This is a genomic window from Nostoc sp. (genome assembly GCF_036917315.1).
In the GTDB taxonomy this organism is placed as follows: domain Bacteria; phylum Cyanobacteriota; class Cyanobacteriia; order Cyanobacteriales; family Nostocaceae; genus Nostoc.
In genome coordinates, this window is record NZ_JBALDR010000048.1 from 346,770 (window position 1) to 370,086 (window position 23,317).

The window sequence follows — 23,317 nt, forward strand, 5'->3', positions numbered from 1 at the left end:
CCTGTCACCTGTTACCTCTCCCCCAATCCAAAATCCAAAATCCAAAATCCAAAACCCAAAATTGTTATGGTTAGTCTGCTAGAAAATCCCTTGCGCGTTGGTCTGCAACAACAAGGGATGCCCGAACCCCAGATTATAGTCATTTTTGGCGCTTCTGGCGATCTCACCTGGCGCAAACTAGTGCCAGCACTTTACAAATTGCGGCGAGAACGGCGTATTCCCCCAGAAACGACCATTGTCGGTGTGGCACGTCGCGAATGGAGCCATGAGTACTTCCGCGAACAAATGCAAAAGGGCATGGAAGAAGCACATGCTGATGTCGATTTAGGGGAACTCTGGCAAGATTTCTCTCAAGGTCTGTTCTACAGCCCTGGAGATATAGACAACCCCGAAGGCTACCAGAAACTAAAAAACTTATTGAGTGAATTAGACGAAAAACGGGGCACGCGAGGGAATCGCATGTTCTACCTCTCGGTTGCCCCCTCATTCTTCCCTGAAGCGATTAAGCAGCTAGGAAGCGCCGGGATGCTAGAAGATCCCTACAAACATCGTCTAGTAGTTGAAAAACCCTTTGGTCGAGACTTGGCTTCTGCCCAGAGTCTTAACCAAGTGGTACAGAAATATTGCAAAGAAAATCAAGTCTACCGCATTGACCACTACTTGGGTAAAGAAACAGTCCAAAATTTGTTGGTGTTTCGCTTTGCCAATGCGATTTTTGAACCTTTGTGGAATCGTCAATTTGTTGACCACGTGCAAATTACCGTGGCAGAAACCGTGGGAGTGGAAGACCGGGCTGGTTACTATGAAAGCGCCGGCGCACTACGGGATATGTTGCAAAATCACCTCATGCAACTTTACTGCCTAACGGCGATGGAAGCACCCAATGCAATGGATGCCGACAGCATCCGCACAGAAAAAGTGAAGGTACTCCGAGCTACTCGTTTAGCTGATGTTCACAATCTGTCGCGGTCAGCAGTCCGCGGTCAGTATAGTGCTGGCTGGATGAAGGGTCAAGAAGTGCCAGGGTATCGGACAGAACCAGGCGTTGCTCCTAACTCCACCACACCGACCTACGTCGCCATGAAGTTTTTGGTAGATAACTGGCGCTGGAAAGGTGTTCCTTTCTACTTGCGTACCGGGAAGCGGATGCCGAAAAAAGTCAGTGAGATTGCCATTCACTTCCGCGAAGTTCCATCTCGGATGTTCCAATCTGCCGCCCAACAAACAAACGCCAATATTTTGACAATGCGGATTCAGCCGAATGAAGGTATTTCCCTGCGTTTTGATGTGAAAATGCCGGGGGCAGAATTCCGTACCCGTTCCGTTGACATGGACTTTAGTTATGGTTCCTTTGGCATCCAAGCAACATCTGATGCCTACGATCGCTTATTCCTTGATTGTATGATGGGCGATCAAACATTGTTCACCCGCGCGGATGAAGTAGAAGCCGCTTGGCAGGTAGTGACGCCAGCCCTTTCCGTTTGGGATGCACCCGCCGACGCCAATACTATTCCCCAGTATGAAGCTGGAACCTGGGAACCAACAGAAGCAGAATTCTTAATTAACCAGGATGGCCGTCGCTGGCGCAGACTTTAGAAAGTTAGGAGTGATGAGTTAATGTTAGGAGTAATAAATTATGAGTTTTTGAGTTAATAATTCAGTTATTCTAACTCCTAACTCCTAACTCCCAACTTTTAACTCCTAACTTCTAACTTTTAACTCCTAACTGATTCACCAAACAAAGCTGACAACTCAAAACTACTATGGCTCCCCAAGCTTCTACAATTTATTCACTTCAGGCGCCAAAAGATATTTCGCTTAACGAAATAGAAGCGGAACTTAATAAAATTTGGCAAAGTTACGGCATTACTGGCGAGGACGGTGGGCTTCCTGCTGCCACTCGCGCCACAACATTTACTTTAGTGGTTTACGAACCCGAAGAAACCCAGTATCTTTTGGCTACTTTGGGATTTTACAACGGCCCGCTTGACGGGATTTTAGGGCCTCAGATGGTAGCTGCCTTGCGGCAAGTGCAGAGAAAACATGCACTACCAGATACTGGAACTGCAACACCTGAAACTCTGGCTATCTTGAGAGAAGAATTCATCAAACGTCAAGGAAACGGCGCTGCGGGAGACAATGCTTCTATTGAACTTCCCAGCTTAAATGCCCCAAGCCCCAGAATTGCTGATGAAATCGCCCTCCGCAACCCCTGCCGGATCATCGCGCTATTTCCCATTACTGGCGAAGATGAAGGGGTGAAAGCTCAAGTTTCTGCCTATTGCCCAATCCAAAAGCAATCGTCAAGTACACTAATTTGCTGCGAATACATCACTCTCAGTGGAACTGCTGCTGCCTTAGAACGCATCGGTGGTATGCTTCCAGCATTGTTGATTGGCGGTTTACCAAAGTTTCTCTGGTGGAAAGCAACACCAGACCCCAATAACAGTCTATTCAAGCGGTTGGCAGCCGTTTGCAATAATGTGATTGTGGATTCTTGCCGCTTTAACGAGCCAGAAAGTGACTTACTCCGCCTGCAAGAATTGGTAGACAGTGGTGTTCCCCTAGCTGACCTCAACTGGCGTCGCCTCTCAGCATGGCAGGAATTGACAGCTGAAGCTTACGACTCACCTCATCGTCGGGCTGCCCTGCGGGAAGTTGACCGAGTAACTATTGATTACGAAAAAGGCAACCCCGCACAAGCATTGCTGTTTTTGGGTTGGTTGGCAAGTCGTCTAGCATGGCAGCCAGTTTCATATCAAAAGGAAACTGGAGATTATGACATCATTCGCATTCACTTTATTGCCCAAGACCAACGGGAAATAGAAACCGAATTAGCGGGCGTTCCTCTTGCTGATGTGGGCGATATTGCTGGCGACTTGATTGCTTTGCGCCTCAGTTCGACCAATCCGAAGGCAGACTGTGGTACAGTAATTTGCTCGGAAACTGGTGGTTGTATGCGGATGGAAACCCACGGCGGCGCTCAATCTGCTGGTCTGTTTCAACAGGTGACTTCACTTTCGGAACAAAAGGCGGAAGCATTGCTGAGTCAACAGGTACAACGTTGGGGTCGCGAGTCACTTTTTGAAGAAAGTCTAGGAGTGACAGCGAATATTTTCAAATTGGAAGCAAATAGTTAGTTTCGTCTGGAAACAATAAAAGTTACCAAAATTGCGAAAATCAAACACAAACTCTTCAGATTTTTGGATATTTCAATAATCTGGAGGGTTTTTCTATTTTCCTTGGAGGCAAGAGACGCGATGAATCGCCGTCTCTACAAGAATCATATCATGTCCGTATAATTAGTTATTTTCACAGTCATTGCACCCCAGCCCCTCCCCGCAGGCGGGGTGGGGTTCTTCAGGTTTAATAAGTAATCTAGCAGACATGATATCAATCGTATATACGGCGATTTATCGCGTCTTTGGCGATCAATAATTTTCATCAAAAAACCTTAACCGAACCGTATTGCATTGGCATAGCAAGTCGATGCATTGGCATAGCAGGTCGATGCATTGGCATAGCAGGTCGATGCATTGGCATAGCAGGTCGATGCATTGGCATAGCAGGTCGATGCATTGGCATAACAGGTCGATGCATTGGCATAACAGGTCGATGTATTAGCATTACACCTCAAGACGTGGGACAGCTTTAGAAGACTTTTGTGTACACCGTAGCCTTGCTTGGGAGAGGGATTTAGGGTGAAGGTTTTAATTTATGCAAGAAGTCTATTGAAAGGATATGTCGTATTTGCCTCCACGCTCAAGAGCGCTTTTGTAAGCAGGTCGTTCGTGAATGCGCTCGACAAATTCTTTGAGCTTTGGCCGGTTCTTGACCTCTTCGGGGAGTGCAGCGACTACTTCCAGAGGAAAGCTCATTTGGATATCGGCGGCGGTAAATTCATTGCCTGCAAACCACGTATTTTTACGGAGTTCGTCTTCTATGTAGTCAAAGTGAAGTTTAATTTGGGGCGCAACAAATCCGCTAACTACGCTGCTGTCACCTGCCCCGAAATTGTTCAATACCAGCCGCATCACCAGTGGTGGCATTGCCGAGCCTTCGGCGTAATGCAGCCAATACTTATAGCGCAGATACTCTGGCGTACCGGAGGCTGGGACTAGCCGACCATTACCATAGCGCTCGACTAGGTATTCGATAATTGCACCCGACTCAGCGATCGTTAAGTCTGCATCTGTGATTACTGGTGACTTGCCGAGGGGATGAACTTGGCGCAGTGACTCCGGTGCCATCATCGTCTTGGCATCGCGTTCATAGAACTCGATCTCGTATTCGATACCTAATTCTTCGAGCAGCCACAGTACCCGCTGCGATCGCGAGTTGTTAAGATGATGCACTGTTATCATAAAACGTTCCTCTTGTGGTAGCCGATTATTATCCGATCTCAGCTAATCTCCAAGTGTATTATTAAACAGACGTTTCCAGCCTAACTCCCCTAATTGGGTGGTTTTCTGGTTTCTAATTGGTATAAGTTTGAGTTAGTCGGTTGGAGAAACTGGTGCATCTGCTTTTGCAAAAAGTAACGATAGACACACAGCCAAGAATCGAAATAGTTGCTGCATATTATTAATTTGTTTCATTTATGGCTTTAGTCATTGCCGGGGAACGTAGTGGGGTGGGTAAGACAACAGTCACGCTCACCCTTTTAGCATCTTTACGCCGTCGCGATCGCTTGGTGCAATCTTTTAAGGTGGGGCCAGACTACATCGATCCGATGTTTCATCGACACGTAACCGGTCGCGCTTGTCGCAATTTAGACCCCGTATTGACTTCTGAAGCCTACGTTCAGCAATGTTTTACCCGTCATAGTCAACTGACTGAATATGCCCTCGTGGAAGGGGTGATGGGGTTGTTTGATGGAGTGAAAGAGGGAGCAGGGGAGCAGGGGAGCAGGGGAGCAGAGGAGAAGAACAATGCTCAATGCCTAACTGATTTTGCGAGTACGGCACACATTGCGCGGCTGTTAGATTTACCTGTGGTGTTGGTGATTGATTGCAGTCGTTTATCTGGTTCTGTAGCTGCGATCGCGCACGGCTATCGATCTTTTGATCCCCGAATTAAAATAGCTGGGGTAGTATTAAATCGCGTCGGGAGCGATCGCCATCTCTCTCTGCTCAAAGATTCCCTAAAACCCTTACAATTACCCATTTTCGGCGTAATGCGCCGTCAAGATAACATTACAATTCCCGATCGTCATTTGGGTTTAGTACCCACAGCCGAACTTCCCGAACTCAATGCTTTAATCGATCGCCTCGCCGATTTAGGAGATACTTGCTTCGATTGGCAACGCTTATTACCTTTGTTAAAATCAGAAAGCCTTTCTCCCCCTACTTCATCCTCCTTATCTCCCTCATTCCCAGTTAGGATTGCAGTAGCCCGCGATCGCGCTTTTAATTTTTACTACCAAGACAATCTCGATTTGCTGCAACAGCTTGGTGCAGAATTGGTTTACTGGAGTCCGTTAGAAGATGCTGACATACCAAAAGATATCCAGGGAATGTATTTTGGCGGTGGTTTCCCAGAAGTTTTTGCCCAGCAACTCGCAGAAAATTCTAGCGTTCGTGATGCAGTGAAAACGGCAATACTTAAAGGAATGCCTACGATTGCCGAATGCGGCGGATTAATGTATTTGTGCGAGCAAATTATCGATTTTGAGGGTAAATCTTGGTCAATGGCGGGAGTGCTACCAACATCTGCTGTGATGGGTGGGCGTTTAACTTTGGGCTATCGTTGTGCTGTAGCTTTGCAAGATAATTTGTTAGTTAAGGCAAATACAACTGTTTACGGACATGAGTTTCATCGTTCCCATTTAACCTTAACTCCCACTCAGCCCCTATTTGAAACTTCTCGCTACGATTGCGAAGAAAATATGGGATGCGAAGGATGGGGTTTACCTGCAAATATTCATGCTTCTTATGTTCATCAGCATTGGGGAGAAAGTAGAGAAATTCCCCAGCAGTTTCTTAAAGAATGTCTAAAAGTAGCATCTTCAGCAACGTGGATTTAAGCCAATACAGTTGAGATAACCCCAAAACCCTCATGTAGAGACGCGATTTATCGAACAGAATTCAGGAGTCAGGAGTCAGAATGAATTTTGACCGAAAAAGCGGATAAGCTAATCAGTATTCAGTTGCATAATCAGGGCGGGCAAGATGCTATTGGTGTCAACTTAACGCTAAACCCGCTTAGTGACAACGTTTTGCCCTCACCCCCAGCCCCTCTCCCATCCGTGAGAGGGGAGCTAGACATTCAATACCCCTTAATCGTCATTCATTTTTCCAAGCTGATTCGCTGCTACTAAAGGCTTCAGCCCTGGTTTTATACAACTTAAATGCTCATTAGCTTATGCCCAGACGCTGTTCAAGTAGAAGACAGAGTGTTAATTCTACGTCACTTCTATGTAGCAAGAAAAGTGGAGTAGTTTGTGGTCGAGAGTCTCACTGGGATGATCGAGCAGGCAACCGCTGGCTCATTCAAGTAGATTCAGATTTAGAAAATATTTTATTTTCAATTACCTGTCTGATTTGATGAGTTTCATTTAAAATAATCGCAAAAGAGTTGTCAAAAATATGCAAAACGCTAATCTACAAAAAGCGACATTTGGAGCAGGCTGTTTCTGGGGAGTTGAAGCAGCATTTCGTCAAGTAAAGGGAGTAAATTCTACAGCAGTTGGTTACAGTGGCGGGCACTTTGGGAATCCAACCTATGAAGATGTCTGTAGAGGTAAAACTGGACATGCTGAGGCAGTGGAAGTGGAATACGATCCAGCAATAGTATCTTATGATGAACTGCTAAATGTGTTTTGGAATAAGCACAATCCCACAGAATCAAACGACCAAAGGCCAGATGTTGGTTATCAATATCGGTCAGCGATATTTTTCCACACTCCAGAGCAGGAATTATTAGCAAGAGCCTCCAAGGAGCAGCTTGAAAATAGTTCTCGTTATCACAAAAATCCAATTGTGACGGAGATTGTACCTGCATCGCAATTCTACAGAGCAGAAGAGTATCATCAGCAATATCTGGAGAAGCATGGACGAGCGTCTTACAGGATAGGCTAATCTTTCACTGGATTGAGGAGATGTTAAAAGTCGAATGTTGTAAATCCCCTTACTTGCTATACATTTCAGGGAACTTTGCTTGAAGTTTAGCCCAGGGCGGCAAGTCATTCACTATCACATAGCGATCGCTTCTACACGGATGTGCTATGAACTGAAGCGCTTTTAATTATTTAATTCGCTGCCAGAAAACACTGATAAATAACACTGCAAACACTGAATGTACAATGATTACAAGTGTATTAATCATGCTGCCAACAAAACTGTAAATTTGGGCGATCGCTACCAGACTATGAAAAATAGACAAAGTGATTAATCCCGGTTTTAGTTCTTTTTTATCAGTCAAATCCAGCATTAAAAAACTCAAAGTCCCTAAAGATAAAGCACCGCATCCAATTACCCGCAGTAAAGAAATAGACAGTTGGCTATCCAGGGTAAGCAAAGTTGGAAACAAGAGAAATACACAACCAATTCCTATTTCAAAAACAGTATTGGCTATTAATAGCATTCGCATTTAGGAAAACGCACTTCAGACTCGCACACACTTTAACATAACTTTATACGCAAGACTCACATACAGACGATGCGCCTGCTGTCATTGTTAGAGGAGAGCGATTGCACTTGGGCAATTCAACGACGTTTAACAGCAGATTGTGACTTTCATTTTTGTATTATTATTTGGAGCAAATATACTACAGAATTGTCAAAGACCGCGCACGCTTTGAGGCTGACAAGATAATATTTTTAATCTCTAATTCCATTTGATTTGCGTTCTCTCATATCGCTTTTAGTCTAAACTCCAGTAGAAACGAAGAGACACAAAAAGGCAGTGAGATAATTCACCGCCTCCTCTTAGATCAACTTATAACTCCATGTTAGTTTTGGACTTCAACCCAACGGCGGTAAAGCTTTTGAATTTGTTTGAGAAGCGTAGTGTGAGCTGGTTGAGTTGACTCATTCGGCTTCACTATATCCTGCAATTCTGTCAGGAGTCTGGCTTCTTCAACGGCAACTTCACCATCGCTATAAATTAAGCCACTGATGGCTTCAATCAGATTTTCGCAATCTTCAAGACTGGGGCGATCGCCTAGATACTCCCGCACCCAGTCGTAGCACTCTTTTGGCTGTACAGGAACTAATTCGTACAGCCAAGGCTTAATTTCTGGATCGTTAGCCAAACCTTTTGCTTGAGCTATTTCGCGGAGATATTGCCGTTCTTCTGGCTGGATTCTGCCATCGATCCAGGCTGCTCCAATCAGGATTTTAACTAAGTTTTTTACATTGGAAGGGGAAACCATTGCTGCCTCCTCTGGTAGATTCAGGCCTCCACCAAATCGTACAATCCCAAACAGTATTCACTCGGAATTATTTGTTTTTCTTAAGCGCACCATAAAAAAACCATCCATGTCCTGTCGATGGGGCCAAAGTTTAAACCAACCTTGAGGTGTCCTCTCGGTAGAATCAGGCAACTCAATGCCGCTGGGAAACTCAATTTGCCAATCAGGTGACTCAGCTAAAAATGCCGAAATTACTTCTTCATTTTCTGCTGGATGCAATGTACAGGTGGCATAAACTAGTACACCACCAGCTTTGACAAAAGTTGATGTATGTGTTAAGAGTTCTCGTTGCAGATCCGAAAGTTCTCGGACGGATTCTGGTGTCTGTCGCCAACGCGCATCAGCATGACGGTGCATGGTTCCCAAACCAGAACATGGAGCATCAAGTAATACCCGGTCTGCGGTGTTTTGGAATTGGTTGAAGTGGCGGCTGTCGCCAGTGCAAATTTGAATAGATTGTAAATTTAGCCGTTGAGAATTTTCTTGGAGTTTGCGAAGACGAGAAGGAGTGCGATCGCAAGCCCAAATTTTACCCTCATCTACCATTAATTCAGCAATGTGGGTTGTTTTACCCCCTGGTGCAGCACAGGCATCAATTACCACCTCACCTGGTTGGGGGTCGAGCAAATGACCTACCAATTGAGCGCTGGCATCTTGTACAGTCCACCAACCTTCTTTAAAACCCGGTAGTTTTTGAATTGACCCAGTATTACCAATAAATCGTAAAGCTTGGGGTAAATGAGGAATCCGTCTCACCAAAATACCAGCAGATTGCAAAGCCGCCTCAACTTCCTCAATGGAAGTGCGAAGTGGATTGATACGTAAATCGATTGTTGGTGATTGGTTCATCCATTCACACAGTTTTTCTGTATCGTTCAAACCCAATTGTTCTAACCAAACTTGGATAATCCAGTCAGGAAAGCTGTGTAAAATGCCCAAGCGTTCCACTGGGTTTTCTGGAAGTTCTAACGGATCAAAATGGGGAACTGGAGACTGGGGAAGTAACAAAGAATCTTTCTCCCCTGCCCCTCTGCTCTCCTGCTCCCCTGCCCCCCTGCCCCCCTGCCCCTCTGCTTTTCTGAGATACTGGCGTAATAGACCGTTAACAAAACCCGTGAGTCCAGCAAAACCGTTTTCTTTAGCGAGTTGGACTGTAGTATTAACAGCAGCTGAGGCGGGAATACGCTCTTGATAACGCAGTTGGTAAAAGCCTAGATGTAAGATGGTGCGGAGGTCTTGTGGTTGTTGATGAGATTTCTTTTTGGCGAATTGATCGATGAGAGTATCGAGGGTGCGTTGCCTTCTGACGCTCCCATAAACCAATTCTGTCACCAAGCGGCGATCGCAATCAGGCAAATTAAATTTTTGCAGTACTCTATCTAGGGCAACATCAGCATAAGCCCCCTTATGAACATCTCGCAGGGCGATAAAAGCTAATTGACGGGGGTTTGTCATGAAAATACGATTCAGGAGTCAGGAGGCTTTTGTATTCTAACTCCCAACTCCCAACTCCCAACTCCCAACTCCCAACTCCTAACTCCTAACTCCTAACTTCCCTATTAAGACATATACGGGTCTACACTGGCAATTTCAAACTCACACGCTCTAGAAACCTGTTCTGCTGGTAATTTCCCAAAGCTGATTAATGGTAAAGAACTGGGGTCTGCCATCAATTCTTTTGCTAATAAGAACCCAGTAATTGTCCAAGTTTGATATTTTCTAGCTTGTTTTCCAATCAGTCGCCCTTTCTTACCGTCGTAATACTCTGGCCATTCATCTGTACTGAGGCGTCCTTGGGCAACTTCAATCGCCTTTTGTGCGAGATGTGTTCTATTAGTTTTGACAGCCGCCGCCGCCAACATCCACATTAAAACAGGCCAACTACCAGCATTATGATACGACCAAGGTATATTTTTGGGGTCGCATCCAGTCACAATTCTGTATTCTTCATGTTCCAAAGCTGGGAAACAAATTTTCATGGGCATATCTCCCACCAAATCATCCCATCGATCTTCAATGAGAGTCATAATCGCTTGTGACTGTTCTTCGGTGGCTAAGTCGGAAATGATTGCCATTAAGTTTCCGAGGGAAAAGAAGCGAGTATCTAGCTGCGATGGACCGACATTACCTGCTAAATAACCACCTTTTTTTGGCAACCACTTATCTAATTCATAATAGGGAACAGAATCTACATATATGTTGAATAGATTAACAGCACCCTTACCATATTCTTCACTTTTGAAACGATAAATTGCATTCAGACGATTAATATCTATCCAATAATGCTGGCGAATATGAGCGCATAAAAGAGGCAAGCGGTTATCAATGGCTTCAACAATATCAGAATTACCTTTACAAATTAGCAGTTCACGAGATGCACGCAATGCCGTGTAAAAGAGGACTTGCAATTCTAGAGGATGCCCATAAATGCCCATACGACGGTCAATCATACAAGCGCCATCTGGAACCAATAGCGTTGGGTACATATCAAAACGATTCGCCAAGCAGATTTCCATGATTAACCTGATTCCATTTTGGAATTCAGGTTGATAGGCGAGAGAAAAATCTTTTGTGGCGACTATATAAGCGCGCAACAAAATAATCCACCATAAGCAAGAATCTACAGGTGTAACTCTAGCGATCGCATGTTCGCCAAAGTCAGCTTCTAAATATTCTTGTCCATTATCTGATACCACTTTAAAGCTAGCTGGTATTAATCCACGTCCTGGCTTATAGGCATCTAATGCCTTTTCTTTAGGCTGTAACTTTAAGGTTTCTTCTAAGAAATTACGAACAATATCGGTTCTACCTTTAATCAAGAAAATTAGAGCTGAAGAAACAAAATCTCGGACAAAGCACTGATCGTAATTGAGCGCTTCTACAGAAGCATCATAAGCGGCTACTGTCCCAACAGGGCGACCTTGATAATAGAGAATTGATTTTTCTAGTGCTAGCCATGCTTCTTCCACTTCTTTTAAATTTTCACTACTTTCCAATTCGTTTAAGTGCATTGCCAGAATAACTCCATAAGGATTGTGAATTTGTGGTAGATGGTCTTCATTTATTATTTTTGCTCTTCTCAGCATAACAAAAACGATTCTTTGAATAGCAAAGATAATTGTGCAAAAAAAATAATCAACTAACAAGGAATAAATTTGCATAAATGTTAGCAAATTTATTGTTAGTTAATTGCTTGTAATCTATTACTATTTTGGTGAATTCTAGTTGTTGTTCTCCACCAGAAGTAGTAACATGATTTCTAAAAACAGTCACCTAAGATATACTTTTAGATTATTTATTGTTCTGTTGTCTGTCCAGAATCATCCCTTTACCAAACAAAAACATATATTCAGTGCTGTTTAGGGTTTGTGTGAAGTTAAAACTGGTTGCAGTATATTTACTTGAGCAGGATTGGTTTTTGACACTAAGAAGTCAGATTATTCCCCTATTATCTAATAATTTATAACGTTTTTTCAGAATATGCAAGATGAAAGCTAGAATATTTTAATATGTCAATACTTCTCAAGGGTTAAATATCTTACCCTACTGACAGATGAAACGGGACGTTTATGGGAGTATAGCCAAAAACAATAAAGAGTACTGAGTCGAAATACCGCCCATAAGGTACAGAGAATATACAAAGTACACAAGTACTGAGATTAGCAAAGTTATGTTCATTACTGTTCTCCCGAAGCAGCCTTAAACACTTGTTCAGCAGTTAGATTCAGCTCTATTAAAGTTGGCGATTGAATTTGGTCATTACCACAAAACTGAGTTACTTGGTACTCACCTTCCACTAATCTGTAAACTGATATTGTCGGTTGTTTCGGATTGCCGATAAACCGTTTTCCACCAAGAGCAGCATAGTCAACAATCCAATATTCTGAAATTCCAATTTCTTCATATTCCGCAAATTTGAGAAAGTAATCATCTCGCCAATTTGTACTCACAACTTCTACTACTAATGGAATTGATGCGGCTTGAGTAACTGTTGATGATTTTTTCCAAAGTGGTTCATTAATTAAGTTAGGGATATTCAATACCAGCACATCTGGAATATAACCAGATTTTTGATCGACAGATTTGATTAATGCTTGAGCAGGAATCGAATAAGCTAGGTTAAACCTCCGAATCTCAAAATTGAGTTCTCTAATTAGAAATGCTCTGACTAACTCATGTTCCCCAGTCGGCTGCATTTCAACTATTACTCCTTTATGTAATTCATATCTGCCGTTCTCCGGTTTCCATTCGACAAAATCTTCAAAATTTATCGACTCTACTAAATGTTGAAACATAACACTATTTCCTCAAATATTATTCATATTTTGACTAGTATCGATAAACTGCTAACTTGATGTTACCTGCTGTTGGAATTCTTTATAAGCTCGATTAATTGTTTGCATTGAGGCTTTTGCAATTGTAGAACTATTAACATCAGGATGATACAATCTTGCTAATCGAAGGTAGGCAAGTTTAACAACATTGGGGCGATCGCTCTGATTTACACCCAAGACTTCCCACCATTCCCCAGATAATCCATCGAGAGTAAATTGACTCCAAATCTTGATGCTTCCGCCATTACCGCCACTTACCAGCGTTTTCCCATCAGGGCTGAAAGCAACCGGATTACACCCAGAAAGACTTTGTAGTACTTCTCCCGTGTGGAGGTTCCAAAGTTTGATTGTACCGTCTCGGCTGGCACTGGCGAGGGTTTTACCATCGGGGCTGATAGCAACAGACAAAACCGCCGTTGAGTGTCCAGTTAAAGTGGAAAGTAATTCTCCAGTTTGGAGATTCCACAGTTTAATTGTGGTGTCTGTGCTACCACTAATAAGAGTTTGACTGTTAAAACTGATTGCAACTGTATTCACTGCACCCAAATGTTCAGTGAGAATATAGCGTTGTTCCCAAGTTTTGACATCCCAAATTCTAATTGTCTTATCGGCGCTACCACTTGCAAGGATTTTACCATCGGGACTGATGGTGACAGACAAAATTGCGCCTGAGTGTCCATTCAAGGTGCGTTTTACTGTCCCCGTGTAGCGTCCCCAAATTCTAATCGTTTTATCGGCAGCACCACTTGCAAGAATTGCCCCATCAGGACTGTAGGCTACTGAGTTAACAAAACCATTATGACTATAACTAGAGTTTAAATAAAAGAATGTGCGGATAAATTTTTTTGTGTCCATCTGCCAACTGCTGATTTTGCAATCGACACTACCACTTGCAATCTGCTTTCCATCAGGGCTGATCGCAACAGATAAAACTGCTTCTGCTTGTCCAGAGAATGTGTAAAGCCATTTTCCGGTTTTCAAATTCCACAAATTAACTTGTCTGTCATTACTGCCACTAATTAAGGTAGTACCATCAGGACTGATTGCGATCGCATTAACTGCCGCTAAGTGACTCTTGAGTGTGCGTACACATCTCCAAGTTTCAGGTAGCTGGGTTCTCAGAGATATTTTTTCTGCTTCAATATTGGGAATAGAAGCTTTAGGCGTAGCAAATTCTGATTTTTTCTTGAATTCAGCCTTAAGTGCTTGTAACTCATCTTCGACTTCCAAACCAGCAAATTTTTGGTTGAGATCCTCACCAGATAAAAATGCTTCTAATTCCATCACTGCTTCGGAATAGTAGCCCATCTGCAAAACTTTCTCTTCCATTCGCTCAAAAAGCTGTGCTGGAGTTTCGCTAATTCCAGATTCGTCTAAAAGTTTGGCAATACCATAGGCGGCGAGTCCTACTACTGCACCAATTCCTGCCATCGGTACTGCACCAATCCCAAATGCCAGCCCTACTTTCGGTGCGACTAAACCCATACCACCAACGATGCTATAAACACCAGCACCGCCGACTGCGCCAATTCCCATTGTAGCGATCGCAGCTGCATCTCCCTCTACTATGGCTTTAAAAGCGCCATAAGCAGCTACACCAGCCACAGCACAGCGCCAGCACCGACTACAGGAGTTGCACCAATTCCAACAGCGCCAAATCCGCCTGCTAGTCCCATCCCGCCTACTGTTGCGGAAACACCAGCGCCTGTTATGGTTCCGCCTGCAATGAATGCTGCGCCTGTTTTAGAGTTTTGTGTCACTGGTTGTATGTATAGGTAGTTTAAGTTCCTTACAGCATAGACTTGGTAAATTTTTCTGAGTTCAGGGAAATTTATGAAATCTTGATAGGATATGTAAGTTTTTAATAAAAATAAACCGCAGAGGCGCAGAGGAAGAGAGATTTTTGAAATAGTGAAAGCCCTTCGGTAAGTTCACCGAAGGGCTAAAAATAATATTTGTCCCAGAGGTGCTGTGCAAAGTTTAAATTTAATCTTGCACAACTCTATGTAATCAACTAAATTCAAGGGTTTGGCTCTTTGTGGTTAAAAGCTTTCCATGCGCCGTATCCAACATAGCCAACTGCTGCTGTTGCAGCTACTGGAAGTAATACCGGAGCTGCTATGGCTGATCCAACCGCAGTTAAAGTTCCAGTCGCTGCTGCTGCTACTGCTGAACCAACCGCAGCCCCTGCCCCTGCTAGAACTGCTGTGTGCCCGGTAGCAATCAGCGTTACCGCGCTGCCCGAACCCACCCCAGCAACAAACGCCGCAAGATTTCCACAGTTACTGCCTGACTCACAGTTGAAAACTATCACATTTCCTGTTGCTGCCTGAGCAGGAGCTGGTGAAATCGTTAGAGCGCTAGTTACTATAAGCAGTGTAACTAAGCACATCGAAATTAGTCTTTTAGCGCTTTGAAATAAACGTTGCATGAGATTTTTTGTCTTAATTTAATTTTGATAAATCACAGAAGCGATCTATTTCAGCTTAAGAAACAAAACCTACAACGCCATCAGAAATTTCCGTAAAGCAGAAAAAAGCTAAAATCCTCAAATCCACCAGTTTATTTATGAGGTTTAGATAAAAGCATGAGTATCAATCACGTACTTCATAATTACCTATGACCAGTCTAAGCCGTCTTCGGTATCTCCATGAAATTCAGTAATTTTAAAATCGTTTTCTGCTGATTGTTTATTCCCAGAAAACATACCAAACTGCATTATCTGCTTTTGGATTGGAGCTTGTTTGGGTTCTAAAAAAGTTACAATGACACGGCTTTCTGATACATCAGATGGTAATTCTGAAAGTTGTATATTACCGTTCCTATACACTCCTTCAATGGATTGCAACATTGGTATTTACCAAATTTGTACTCATATAAATTATAAAGTTAATACTAAAAATAGACTTATTTGTTTAAAAACATCAAAATTTTGGGCTGTACTGGCGCTAGCTGCTGTGCGTTACTTCCTCATATTCGAGCTTATCTGCCAAAACACGCAGTGCTAATGCTTGAACTCTAGCAACTGCTTCTTCTTGTGTCTGCCCATAAGCCAGTACACCAGGAAAATCAATCACTTCAGCCAGAAAGCGTCCATCCTCTTCTAGTTCAATCTCTATGGTGAAGTTCATAGCCAGTGAAGATAATGAAGATATTTTAGTACAAGCGATTCCTGGATAAAACAAAAAAGCCAGAGCTATCAAATCTACCATCTGTCGGCCTGCTAAAGAACTCTGTAGCGATCGCCAACCTCCATATACACACCATATCCATTATGTCAAGCAAACTTGCGCTTTTATTAATCAGCAAATAGGCTAACTTGAACCAAAACCCATACGCAATCAGGGAATTATCAACAACCATGATGAAATCTACCGAAAAGATGGAATAACATTTGTGTGTGCTTCAACAAATTGTGTACAAGAGTAGAAAATGACGATATGGCAACATCTAATATCCTCAAAGAACCACAGCTTTTGCGGCTGGGTAGCTTGTTTGGTGGACTGCGTGGCGATTTGACGGGAGGGCTAACAGCAGCGGTGGTAGCATTGCCTTTGGCTTTAGCCTTTGCGGTGGCCAGTGGTGTGGAACCAAAAGCGGGACTTTACACCGCGATTGTGGCGGGAATTGTCGCCGCAATTTTTGGTGGTTCCTCAGTACAGATTACAGGGCCAACAGGTGCAATGGCTGTAGTTTTGGTGGGAATTGTCGCCAAGTACGGCCTTGAGAAAGTTTGGATTGCTGGGGTGATGGCTGGGATTATCCAAATTGCCTTGGGGGTTGCCAAACTTGGACAGTTAGTAAAGTTTATTCCCTATCCGGTAACGGCAGGTTTTACTAATGGTATTGCCGTGATTATTTTTTGTGGTCAGTTAAATAATTTCTTTGGTTTAAAATTACCACGTAGCGAACATTTTTTACCGGGACTTTGGCAAAGTCTAACTCATGTAGAAGCTCTAAACTGGGCAGCAGTTGCCTTGGCAGTTGTGGTGATTGCAACTAATCTTTTATGGCCGAGGATCAATACGACAATACCAGGTTCTTTAGTGGGGCTGGTGTTAGCAACTGCGATCGCTTCTGCTTTCCATCTGAATGTACCAACAATTGGCACGATTCCTCAATCTTTACCGATGCCTCAAGGTATTCCCCACTGGAATGATTTTAGTGTGATTCGAGAACTAATTAACCCGGCTTTGGCTTTAGCTGCACTGGGAAGTATTGAATCTTTATTATCGGCGGTGGTGGCTGATGGCATGACTGTCAGCGAAAAACATAATAGCGATCGCGAATTAATTGGTCAAGGTTTGGCTAATATGATTGTGCCATTTTTTGGGGGCATCCCTGCCACAGGTGCGATCGCTCGAACTGCTGTGAATGTCCGTTCTGGCGGCAAAACCCGACTATCTGGCGTAATTCACGGTGTTGCCTTAGCGATTATTGTTTTAACTTTAGCACCCCTAGCAGCCCAGATTCCTTTAGCAGCACTTGCTGGGATTCTGATGGTGGTGAGCTTGCGAATGATTGAGTGGGAAGCGATTGGTTTATTGATGCGTGCTACCTACTCAGACTTTGCGGTGATGATTCTCACCTGGCTAGTGACAATCTTGTTTGACTTAGTTCTCGCTGTCGAAGTGGGATTGATTGCAGCCGGAGCCTTGTTCATCAAACGGATGAGCGATTTAAGCTTAGTTAAAATACCTGAAACTGAAGTGTTTCCCCCTGGTACTCCTCTGGAATTAGGTAAGGAAATCGCCGTTTATCGGGTAGATGGCCCCGTATTTTTTGGTGCTGCTGAACGGTTTGCTACTTTCCTCCGCGATGAACCGGAAGTAAAGTATTTAATTCTCCGGTTGCGGTTTGTACCAAATATGGACACAACTGGATTAGTAGCCTTAGAAGATATTTATCATGACTTGGAACGGCACAATTGCCGCTTAATTCTCACAGGTTTACAACCTGAAGTCCAACAACTACTAGAACGTACAGGATTGTTAAATACAATTGGGTTATCAAATTGTTTTGAAACAACCACAGAGGCAATTTGCTCTATCTCTCCTCAGATTGCATGTTCTCAACCTGTAGCAGCTGATTTGAAAACAAAAGAATTACTGGAATTAATTGACTGATAATACAGCAGAATTCAGGAGTCAGAACTGTCGAATTCAGAAGTAATATTATGTCCGCTTGATTACTTATTAAACCCGAAGAACCCCACACCGCCAAAGCTGCGCTTCGTCTTTGCTCCCGAAGAGCCTACGGTGTATACACAAGTCAGAAAAACTTCATCTACCAAAGATTTGCAGTGGGTTACGCTGGCGTGACAAAGCTAAATTGTTGCAATATGGCGATGTCTACGCCTGGCTACGCCTACGCATTTGTTATTTCGGCGTACTCATTTGTTATTTCGGCGTACTCATTTGTTATTTTGGCGTACGCATTTGTTATTTCGGAGTACGCATTTGTTATTTCGGCGTACTCATTTGTTATTTCGGAGTACGCATTTGTTATTTCGGAGTACTCATTTGTTATTTCGGAGTACTCATTTGTTATTTCGGCGTACTCATTTGTTATTTCGGCGTACGCATTTGTTATTTCAGAGTACTCATTTGTTATTTCGGCGTACTCATTTGTTATTTTGGTGTGTCCATAACGCACCCTACGAAACTACTAGAAGAGTTGAAACCTATGTTGGTCATACTTGTGTGTACACCATTAACCCCGCTTGCGGGGAGGGGATTAACCCGGATTTCTCACGCATAGTGTAGGCTTCAGGGGAAGAGGAGTGTGGGGAGTGTGGGGAGTAAGACTTCTTCTCCATCCTCCCACACCTCCCACACCTCCCACACCCTTTGGATTTCTCACAAGAGAGAAATCCAGGATTAAGAGGTGGGGTTCTTCTACCTCACAAGGGCAGAGAAACGCTATAACAATTACCCGGACATGATATAAAACACGCTTTATATCATTAAAATTGTGGCAACCGCAGCGATCGCGGCGACCTTATAAATATTAAAATAAAGCCTGTATTCATTATTGAATCAGGCTTTTAAGGTTTTTTAGGAAATTTGTACGGAGAACTTCAGTTTAATCACTGAATAGCGAATCCTTCCGGTCTGATTGCATCTTCCAAATCAACGCCCATCAGGTTAGCTCCCTGGATGTTTGCATTTGTCAGATTTGTATTTTCTAAGTCTGCGTTTTGTAGGTTAGCGGTTTGCAGATTGGCTCCCAAGAGGTTGGCTTTCTCTAAGTCTGCATCAAAAAGGTTTGCTCCGACCAGGTTTGCTCCCCAAAGGTTTACCTTGCCTAAATCTGCTCCTTGAAAGTTAGCCCCTTGTAAGTTTGTTTGCTGCAAGTTAGCTCTTTCTAAGTCTGCATTTTGTAAGTTAGCACCTTCCAAGTTTGCTGCTTGCAGGTTTGCGTCCTTTAACATTGCTCCAGCCAAGTTACAGCCGACACATTCATTGGTTTGTAATAAATGTCTAACGTTATCTGCTACAGACACTATTGGCGATACAATCGGTGATATGACTGGTGCTGTCACAGGCTGCATTGGCGATATCGGTGATATGACTGGTGCTGTTACAGAGTCCATTGGTAATTCAACTGGAGTTAGTTCAGATTCCGTAGGTATGGATGGAGCTAGTGTTTGCGCTCTAGCGCTGGGCTGGATAAGCAGAGTAAATCCCGCTACAACTACCAGAAATACTGCTGTTACGAGCCACTGAGTTAATTTTTTAGAGTTTGATTGATTCATTAGTTCCTTCATAATCTGATTCCTATTGGTGGGCTTGCTTTTATAAGAGCCATCGATAATGTGCTTTATTCTCACTTTAGATAAGTTGATTGATAAGAGCAAATATTATTGTTATTCATATTGATAAAATTAAGTGATTAATAAATCTTTGTGGATGGGAAACGATCGCTGATTTTTTGGCTGACATCAAGAATTGCGATCGCGTGGAGCATCCACTGGAGGGGGCGATCGCCTCATACTTAGTTCCCAAGCATTGCCAAACTAGGTAAAAGTCGATATGTTTCACTTTTAATCAAGATGGAGAGTCCCAAGTAAATTAAGACAAAGGGGAAGATTTTCCGACCGTAGCGAGTTAAAACGGGAGCCATGAGAGGATTACGAGTCAGGTTGTAAGAGAGGAAACACCACACCCCAACAGTGAAATAGCAAACACAGAGAATTACACCCAAACTTGGAAGATTGCTACTGGCAAACAACGGTACATAAATTCCAATATTGTTTCCTCCATTGGCAATGGTGACACTGGAAACGCGGTAGGTTTGCGGATCGCGGATGGTTGCTAATAGTGATTTCTTCTGGCGTACAGATTTTGCCGGAGAGGTGAAGTCAACTGATACAGCTTGTACTGTCTCTCCCTCTTCTTCTCGACTGATGAGATTACTGATACCAATGGCGACGGGAAGCAAACCCAGCAAACCAATCCAGGTGGTTGGAATAATCAGACCACCGAAAAAACCAGGGAGACTAGCAAACACTAAGGCTGTAAATCCCAGAAATTCACCGATCACAATATGTTTAGGACGAAAGTTACGATTGACTTTGCCGAAGAAAGCTGTCAAATATAAGTTGTCGTCAAAGGTAGTTGCAAAAGCGACAGAGATTCCAATCAAGAATGTACTAATTAGCCAAGCCATAATTGTTGCTCACAGTAATTCAATGCTGTTTGTCTTAGTCCTCTCTGCTTCTCGATGTGAGGGCAGGTTAGGAGATTTTGTGACTGTTTTTTTAACGACAACCGATCGATATTCGTTGTTAATCAGCCAATTACCCAATTTTTAGAGGCGATGCCTACGGCGGTAAACTACGCCTCCAATCAAATTGGTGATTTTTTTCTCAGCAAGGTACCTTGGGAGCTCATGGAGTCAATATTATGACTTTCAAGGAAATAAGATCAAATACTCTTGTTTCTTAAAAAGATAAATAAAAGTGATTGACAAATGTACTGTAAGTGACGAAAACACTTCCGGCTAAACCGCATAGGGAAAAGTAGCAGTTCGTCATACCGAATACTGAGTTAATATCTGAGAAGTTTAGGCGCGTAGTTTACCGCCGCAGGCATTGCTCTTATTGAAGAGAACCCTTATCAGATGGTAAAGGCTCGGATATCCTTGACGGCTAGCATTCAACATCGGTAATATGACTAATCGCCTTCTGACTTCAGTTTTGAGATGTTCCGTAATGTTGGACTTTTAACTTGTAATTATGCTAACCAGTGTTGACCGTTTATTATTTGTCCGGCGAGTCCCGATTTTTAAGGAATTGCGGGATGATTTTATTGTGCGGCTCACTTCAGTGATGAACGAATTGTCATTCCCAGCTAATTACACCATCTTTCGACAGGGAGAAGAAGGGCGATCGCTCTATATTGTGGTGTCAGGTCGAGTTAAAGTTCACATTGGAAACAAACAACTTGCAGAAGTGGAACAGGGAAAATACTTTGGTGAGATGGCAGTATTTGATACTCAACCTCGCTCCGCCACTGCCACAACTCTGGAACCTTGTGAATTTTTAGAACTGACGCAAGAGCAACTATATGATGCGATTGAAGAAACTCCCGAAATTGCGGTGAATATCATTCGTGAGTTATCCCGTCTGATTCGCAGATTGAACGATATATAAATTTCAGAGGGTGTAGGAGATAGGGGATAGGGTGTAGGGAACCCACGTTTAAAAACGTGAGATTGAAAACTTGGACGCAATGCAAGTTGCGCTACGCGTCTCGATACAATTCTTTTTTAAACTGAGCTTTGAACTCAGCAACAATAGGTTTTTTGCTTCTTCTTTTCTACACCCGAACCTGCAACCCTTTTTTTGTAACTTCTTTGCAGAGTTAATAGGCAAATGTAGAGATGTAGCACTGCTACGTCTCTACAAGGGTTCTGGATAATGTAAAATTTGGTTCAAAATAAATCAAAACTGCTGTAAGTTTGATTATTAAACTCAGCACTCATCACTGCTTATTACTTAGGTTCACCCAGACCTGGAGTTTCTTCTTTATCAACTTTAGGCACAAAATCAGGACGTTCTTTGCTTTCCCAACCTGCGGGGCGTTTTGAGTTGTACCAAGCTATTGACCCAATAGTGACAGCAGCAATAAAACCAACGACATACACCAAGGTAAAAGCAACTGGAAAATGAGGAGCAGCATCTATAGCTGGTGCTGCTGTTTGCATAAATAATAAATTCATGAGTATATTCTCCACAGTTAGGTAACACTATTTAACACACTATAAGATGAGCGTATCACTTAACATCCCTCTGTAGTTTAGTTTGAGCAACTTCATATTGCATAAAAAAGGGCAGAGGGGAGGGGGAAGTAACTGACCCGGATTTCTCACGCATAGTGTAGGCAGGGGAGTGTGGGGAGTGTGGGGAGTGTGGGGAGTGTGGGGAGTGTGGGGGGTAAGACTTCTTCCCCATCCTCCCACACCTCCCACACCTCCCACACCTCCCACACCTGTCCCCCTGCCTTTTGTTCAGCATTTATATCTTTGCCATGCAGACTCGACTATTTGAGCAATGATTTCTGTGTATGCCACACCACCCAAACGTCCCATCATTGGCAAGTCTGAGCGGATATGATGTAGCCCTGGCAATGGGTTAAGCTCCATAAATTGTAATACACCACTAGCATTGCAGCGCAGATCCACCCGAGCAGCATCACGGCAACCAAGAGTATGGTAAGCATCCAGCGCTAGTTGCCTTGCCTGTGCTGCCAGTGGTTCAGGATCTATGAGTAAACGATAAGATACCCGTTCTAGATACTCATCCTTGTTGAGGGTGGTATAGGCGAAGGCTTCTGCTTGCCCTGTAAAAATTACTTCCATCACACCTACTACCCGTGAGTTACTACCGTTGCCAACAATGCCTACTGTTACTTCTCTACCAGGAAGAAAGGTTTCTACGAGTATTGGTTGCTGAAAAAGTTCGTGTAACGCTTGATAAGTATTTACTAGTTCCTCGCGTTCTTTGACAAGAGAACGCCCAGTTACCCCTTTAGAACTGCCTTCCGCCATAGGCTTGAGGAAAAGTGGCATTGGCAGCGACACATCTGCTGCTTCTGCGGTAGTATTCACGACCTCAAAGGAGGCTGTCGGCAAACCACGATCGCGCACTACTCTTTTAGCTAGAGCTTTGTCTAACGTCAGGGCACAGGTAAGCGGATCGGAAAAGGTGTAAGGTTGAGCGAATAATTCACAGATTGCCGGAACTTGAGCTTCACGAGAGCGACCCTTTAAACCCTCAGCAATATTGAAAATCAAATCCCAGCGATCGCCTTTTGCCAAGCGTCCAGCAAGTTCTCTACCATTACCGACACGTTCAACCTGATGATCTAACTGAAATAGTGCAGTTTCTAGACCGATGATAGTTTCTTCATCGTCGAACTCCATCACCTCAGAAGCACTGAAACCAGCCTTAAGGTAGTCTACCTTCAGGTCATAACACAGACCAATGAATAATCCCATAGCCCGATAATTCCCAGCGAGAAAGCTTTCTCTATTAGCTTTAATGTCCAAATTAGGTGTCTTAATT

General features: G+C 43.4%; 23 protein-coding genes. 6 read left to right on the plus strand and 17 right to left on the minus strand.

Annotation, left to right across the window (positions count from 1 at the left end):
- Nucleotides 1-66 precede the first annotated feature (66 nt).
- Together zwf and opcA are read left to right on the plus strand one after the other, a co-directional pair.
- Complete coding sequence (gene zwf, locus V7K84_RS22775) at nt 67-1,596, plus strand: glucose-6-phosphate dehydrogenase (protein ID WP_334841368.1); 1,530 nt, start codon at nt 67-69, stop codon at nt 1,594-1,596.
- A gap of 167 nt (nt 1,597-1,763) precedes the next feature.
- Entirely contained in the window at nt 1,764-3,140 is a 1,377-nt protein-coding gene (gene opcA / locus V7K84_RS22780; RefSeq protein WP_334841370.1) for a glucose-6-phosphate dehydrogenase assembly protein OpcA, read from the plus strand.
- Nucleotides 3,141-3,444: 304 nt separating this feature from the next.
- Here the strand turns inward: opcA and V7K84_RS22785 are convergent, their stop codons facing one another.
- A complete protein-coding gene (locus V7K84_RS22785; RefSeq protein WP_334841372.1) occupies nt 3,445-3,627 on the minus strand; it encodes a hypothetical protein in 183 nt (60 codons plus the stop codon).
- 101 nt (nt 3,628-3,728) lie between these two features.
- On the minus strand, nt 3,729-4,364 hold the full coding sequence (locus V7K84_RS22790; protein WP_334841374.1) for a glutathione S-transferase family protein: 636 nt from the start codon (nt 4,362-4,364) through the stop codon (nt 3,729-3,731).
- A 236-nt stretch (nt 4,365-4,600) separates the two neighbouring features.
- Between V7K84_RS22790 and V7K84_RS22795 the strand changes: the two genes are divergently transcribed.
- Together V7K84_RS22795 and msrA are read left to right on the plus strand one after the other, a co-directional pair.
- On the plus strand, nt 4,601-6,025 hold the full coding sequence (locus V7K84_RS22795; protein ID WP_334841375.1) for a cobyrinate a,c-diamide synthase: 1,425 nt from the start codon (nt 4,601-4,603) through the stop codon (nt 6,023-6,025).
- A gap of 562 nt (nt 6,026-6,587) precedes the next feature.
- Nucleotides 6,588-7,079 carry a peptide-methionine (S)-S-oxide reductase MsrA gene (msrA, locus tag V7K84_RS22800; protein ID WP_334841377.1) on the plus strand — a complete coding sequence of 164 codons (492 nt, stop codon included), beginning with the start codon at nt 6,588-6,590 and terminating at the stop codon, nt 7,077-7,079.
- A 166-nt stretch (nt 7,080-7,245) separates the two neighbouring features.
- Here the strand turns inward: msrA and V7K84_RS22805 are convergent, their stop codons facing one another.
- The 10 genes from V7K84_RS22805 to V7K84_RS22850 all read right to left on the minus strand — a co-directional run bounded on the left by V7K84_RS22805 (nt 7,246) and on the right by V7K84_RS22850 (nt 15,959).
- On the minus strand, nt 7,246-7,584 hold the full coding sequence (locus V7K84_RS22805) for a hypothetical protein (RefSeq protein ID WP_334841379.1): 339 nt from the start codon (nt 7,582-7,584) through the stop codon (nt 7,246-7,248).
- A 367-nt stretch (nt 7,585-7,951) separates the two neighbouring features.
- Nucleotides 7,952-8,374 carry a tellurite resistance TerB family protein gene (locus V7K84_RS22810; RefSeq protein WP_334841380.1) on the minus strand — a complete coding sequence of 141 codons (423 nt, stop codon included), beginning with the start codon at nt 8,372-8,374 and terminating at the stop codon, nt 7,952-7,954.
- A 57-nt stretch (nt 8,375-8,431) separates the two neighbouring features.
- Nucleotides 8,432-9,868, minus strand: a complete 1,437-nt coding sequence (locus tag V7K84_RS22815) for a 16S rRNA (cytosine(967)-C(5))-methyltransferase (protein ID WP_334841382.1) — start codon at nt 9,866-9,868, stop codon at nt 8,432-8,434.
- Between the two features lie 104 nt (nt 9,869-9,972).
- Nucleotides 9,973-11,424: a glycoside hydrolase 100 family protein gene (locus V7K84_RS22820; RefSeq protein WP_334841500.1), complete on the minus strand. Its 1,452-nt coding sequence runs from the start codon at nt 11,422-11,424 to the stop codon at nt 9,973-9,975.
- 666 nt (nt 11,425-12,090) lie between these two features.
- Nucleotides 12,091-12,708 (minus strand): Uma2 family endonuclease, encoded by a 618-nt coding sequence (locus tag V7K84_RS22825; RefSeq protein WP_334841384.1) that lies wholly within the window; start codon nt 12,706-12,708, stop codon nt 12,091-12,093.
- A gap of 51 nt (nt 12,709-12,759) precedes the next feature.
- Nucleotides 12,760-14,352 (minus strand): DnaJ domain-containing protein, encoded by a 1,593-nt coding sequence (locus tag V7K84_RS22830; RefSeq protein WP_334841386.1) that lies wholly within the window; start codon nt 14,350-14,352, stop codon nt 12,760-12,762.
- Nucleotides 14,340-14,507 (minus strand): hypothetical protein, encoded by a 168-nt coding sequence (locus V7K84_RS22835; RefSeq protein WP_334841388.1) that lies wholly within the window; start codon nt 14,505-14,507, stop codon nt 14,340-14,342. Before V7K84_RS22835 ends, V7K84_RS22830 begins: the two co-directional genes overlap by 13 nt.
- Before the next feature lie 260 nt (nt 14,508-14,767).
- A complete protein-coding gene (locus V7K84_RS22840) occupies nt 14,768-15,178 on the minus strand; it encodes a hypothetical protein (protein WP_334841390.1) in 411 nt (136 codons plus the stop codon).
- Between the two features lie 186 nt (nt 15,179-15,364).
- Nucleotides 15,365-15,598: a hypothetical protein gene (locus V7K84_RS22845; RefSeq protein ID WP_334841391.1), complete on the minus strand. Its 234-nt coding sequence runs from the start codon at nt 15,596-15,598 to the stop codon at nt 15,365-15,367.
- A gap of 97 nt (nt 15,599-15,695) precedes the next feature.
- Complete coding sequence (locus V7K84_RS22850; protein ID WP_334841393.1) at nt 15,696-15,959, minus strand: type II toxin-antitoxin system HicB family antitoxin; 264 nt, start codon at nt 15,957-15,959, stop codon at nt 15,696-15,698.
- A gap of 228 nt (nt 15,960-16,187) precedes the next feature.
- On the opposite strand from V7K84_RS22850, the gene V7K84_RS22855 reads away from it, so the two are divergent.
- Nucleotides 16,188-17,873, plus strand: a complete 1,686-nt coding sequence (locus tag V7K84_RS22855) for a SulP family inorganic anion transporter (protein WP_334841395.1) — start codon at nt 16,188-16,190, stop codon at nt 17,871-17,873.
- A 610-nt stretch (nt 17,874-18,483) separates the two neighbouring features.
- Here the strand turns inward: V7K84_RS22855 and V7K84_RS22860 are convergent.
- The 3 genes from V7K84_RS22860 to V7K84_RS22870 form a co-directional block, all read right to left on the minus strand.
- Nucleotides 18,484-18,609, minus strand: a complete 126-nt coding sequence (locus tag V7K84_RS22860) for a hypothetical protein (protein WP_334841396.1) — start codon at nt 18,607-18,609, stop codon at nt 18,484-18,486.
- Between the two features lie 226 nt (nt 18,610-18,835).
- Entirely contained in the window at nt 18,836-19,504 is a 669-nt protein-coding gene (locus V7K84_RS22865; protein ID WP_334841502.1) for a pentapeptide repeat-containing protein, read from the minus strand.
- Between the two features lie 239 nt (nt 19,505-19,743).
- The gene (locus tag V7K84_RS22870; protein WP_334841397.1) at nt 19,744-20,418 is read right to left on the minus strand and encodes a cadmium resistance transporter; all 675 of its coding nucleotides are present in this window, start codon (nt 20,416-20,418) and stop codon (nt 19,744-19,746) included.
- A 568-nt stretch (nt 20,419-20,986) separates the two neighbouring features.
- Between V7K84_RS22870 and V7K84_RS22875 the strand changes: the two genes are divergently transcribed.
- On the plus strand, nt 20,987-21,403 hold the full coding sequence (locus tag V7K84_RS22875; RefSeq protein WP_094347260.1) for a cyclic nucleotide-binding domain-containing protein: 417 nt from the start codon (nt 20,987-20,989) through the stop codon (nt 21,401-21,403).
- A gap of 341 nt (nt 21,404-21,744) precedes the next feature.
- Here the strand turns inward: V7K84_RS22875 and psb35 are convergent, their stop codons facing one another.
- Both psb35 and V7K84_RS22885 read right to left on the minus strand, forming a co-directional pair.
- Complete coding sequence (gene psb35 / locus V7K84_RS22880) at nt 21,745-21,972, minus strand: photosystem II assembly protein Psb35 (protein ID WP_099102136.1); 228 nt, start codon at nt 21,970-21,972, stop codon at nt 21,745-21,747.
- 288 nt (nt 21,973-22,260) lie between these two features.
- Nucleotides 22,261-23,301, minus strand: a complete 1,041-nt coding sequence (locus V7K84_RS22885; RefSeq protein WP_334841400.1) for a D-alanine--D-alanine ligase family protein — start codon at nt 23,299-23,301, stop codon at nt 22,261-22,263.
- Between the last annotated feature and the right edge of the window lie 16 nt (nt 23,302-23,317).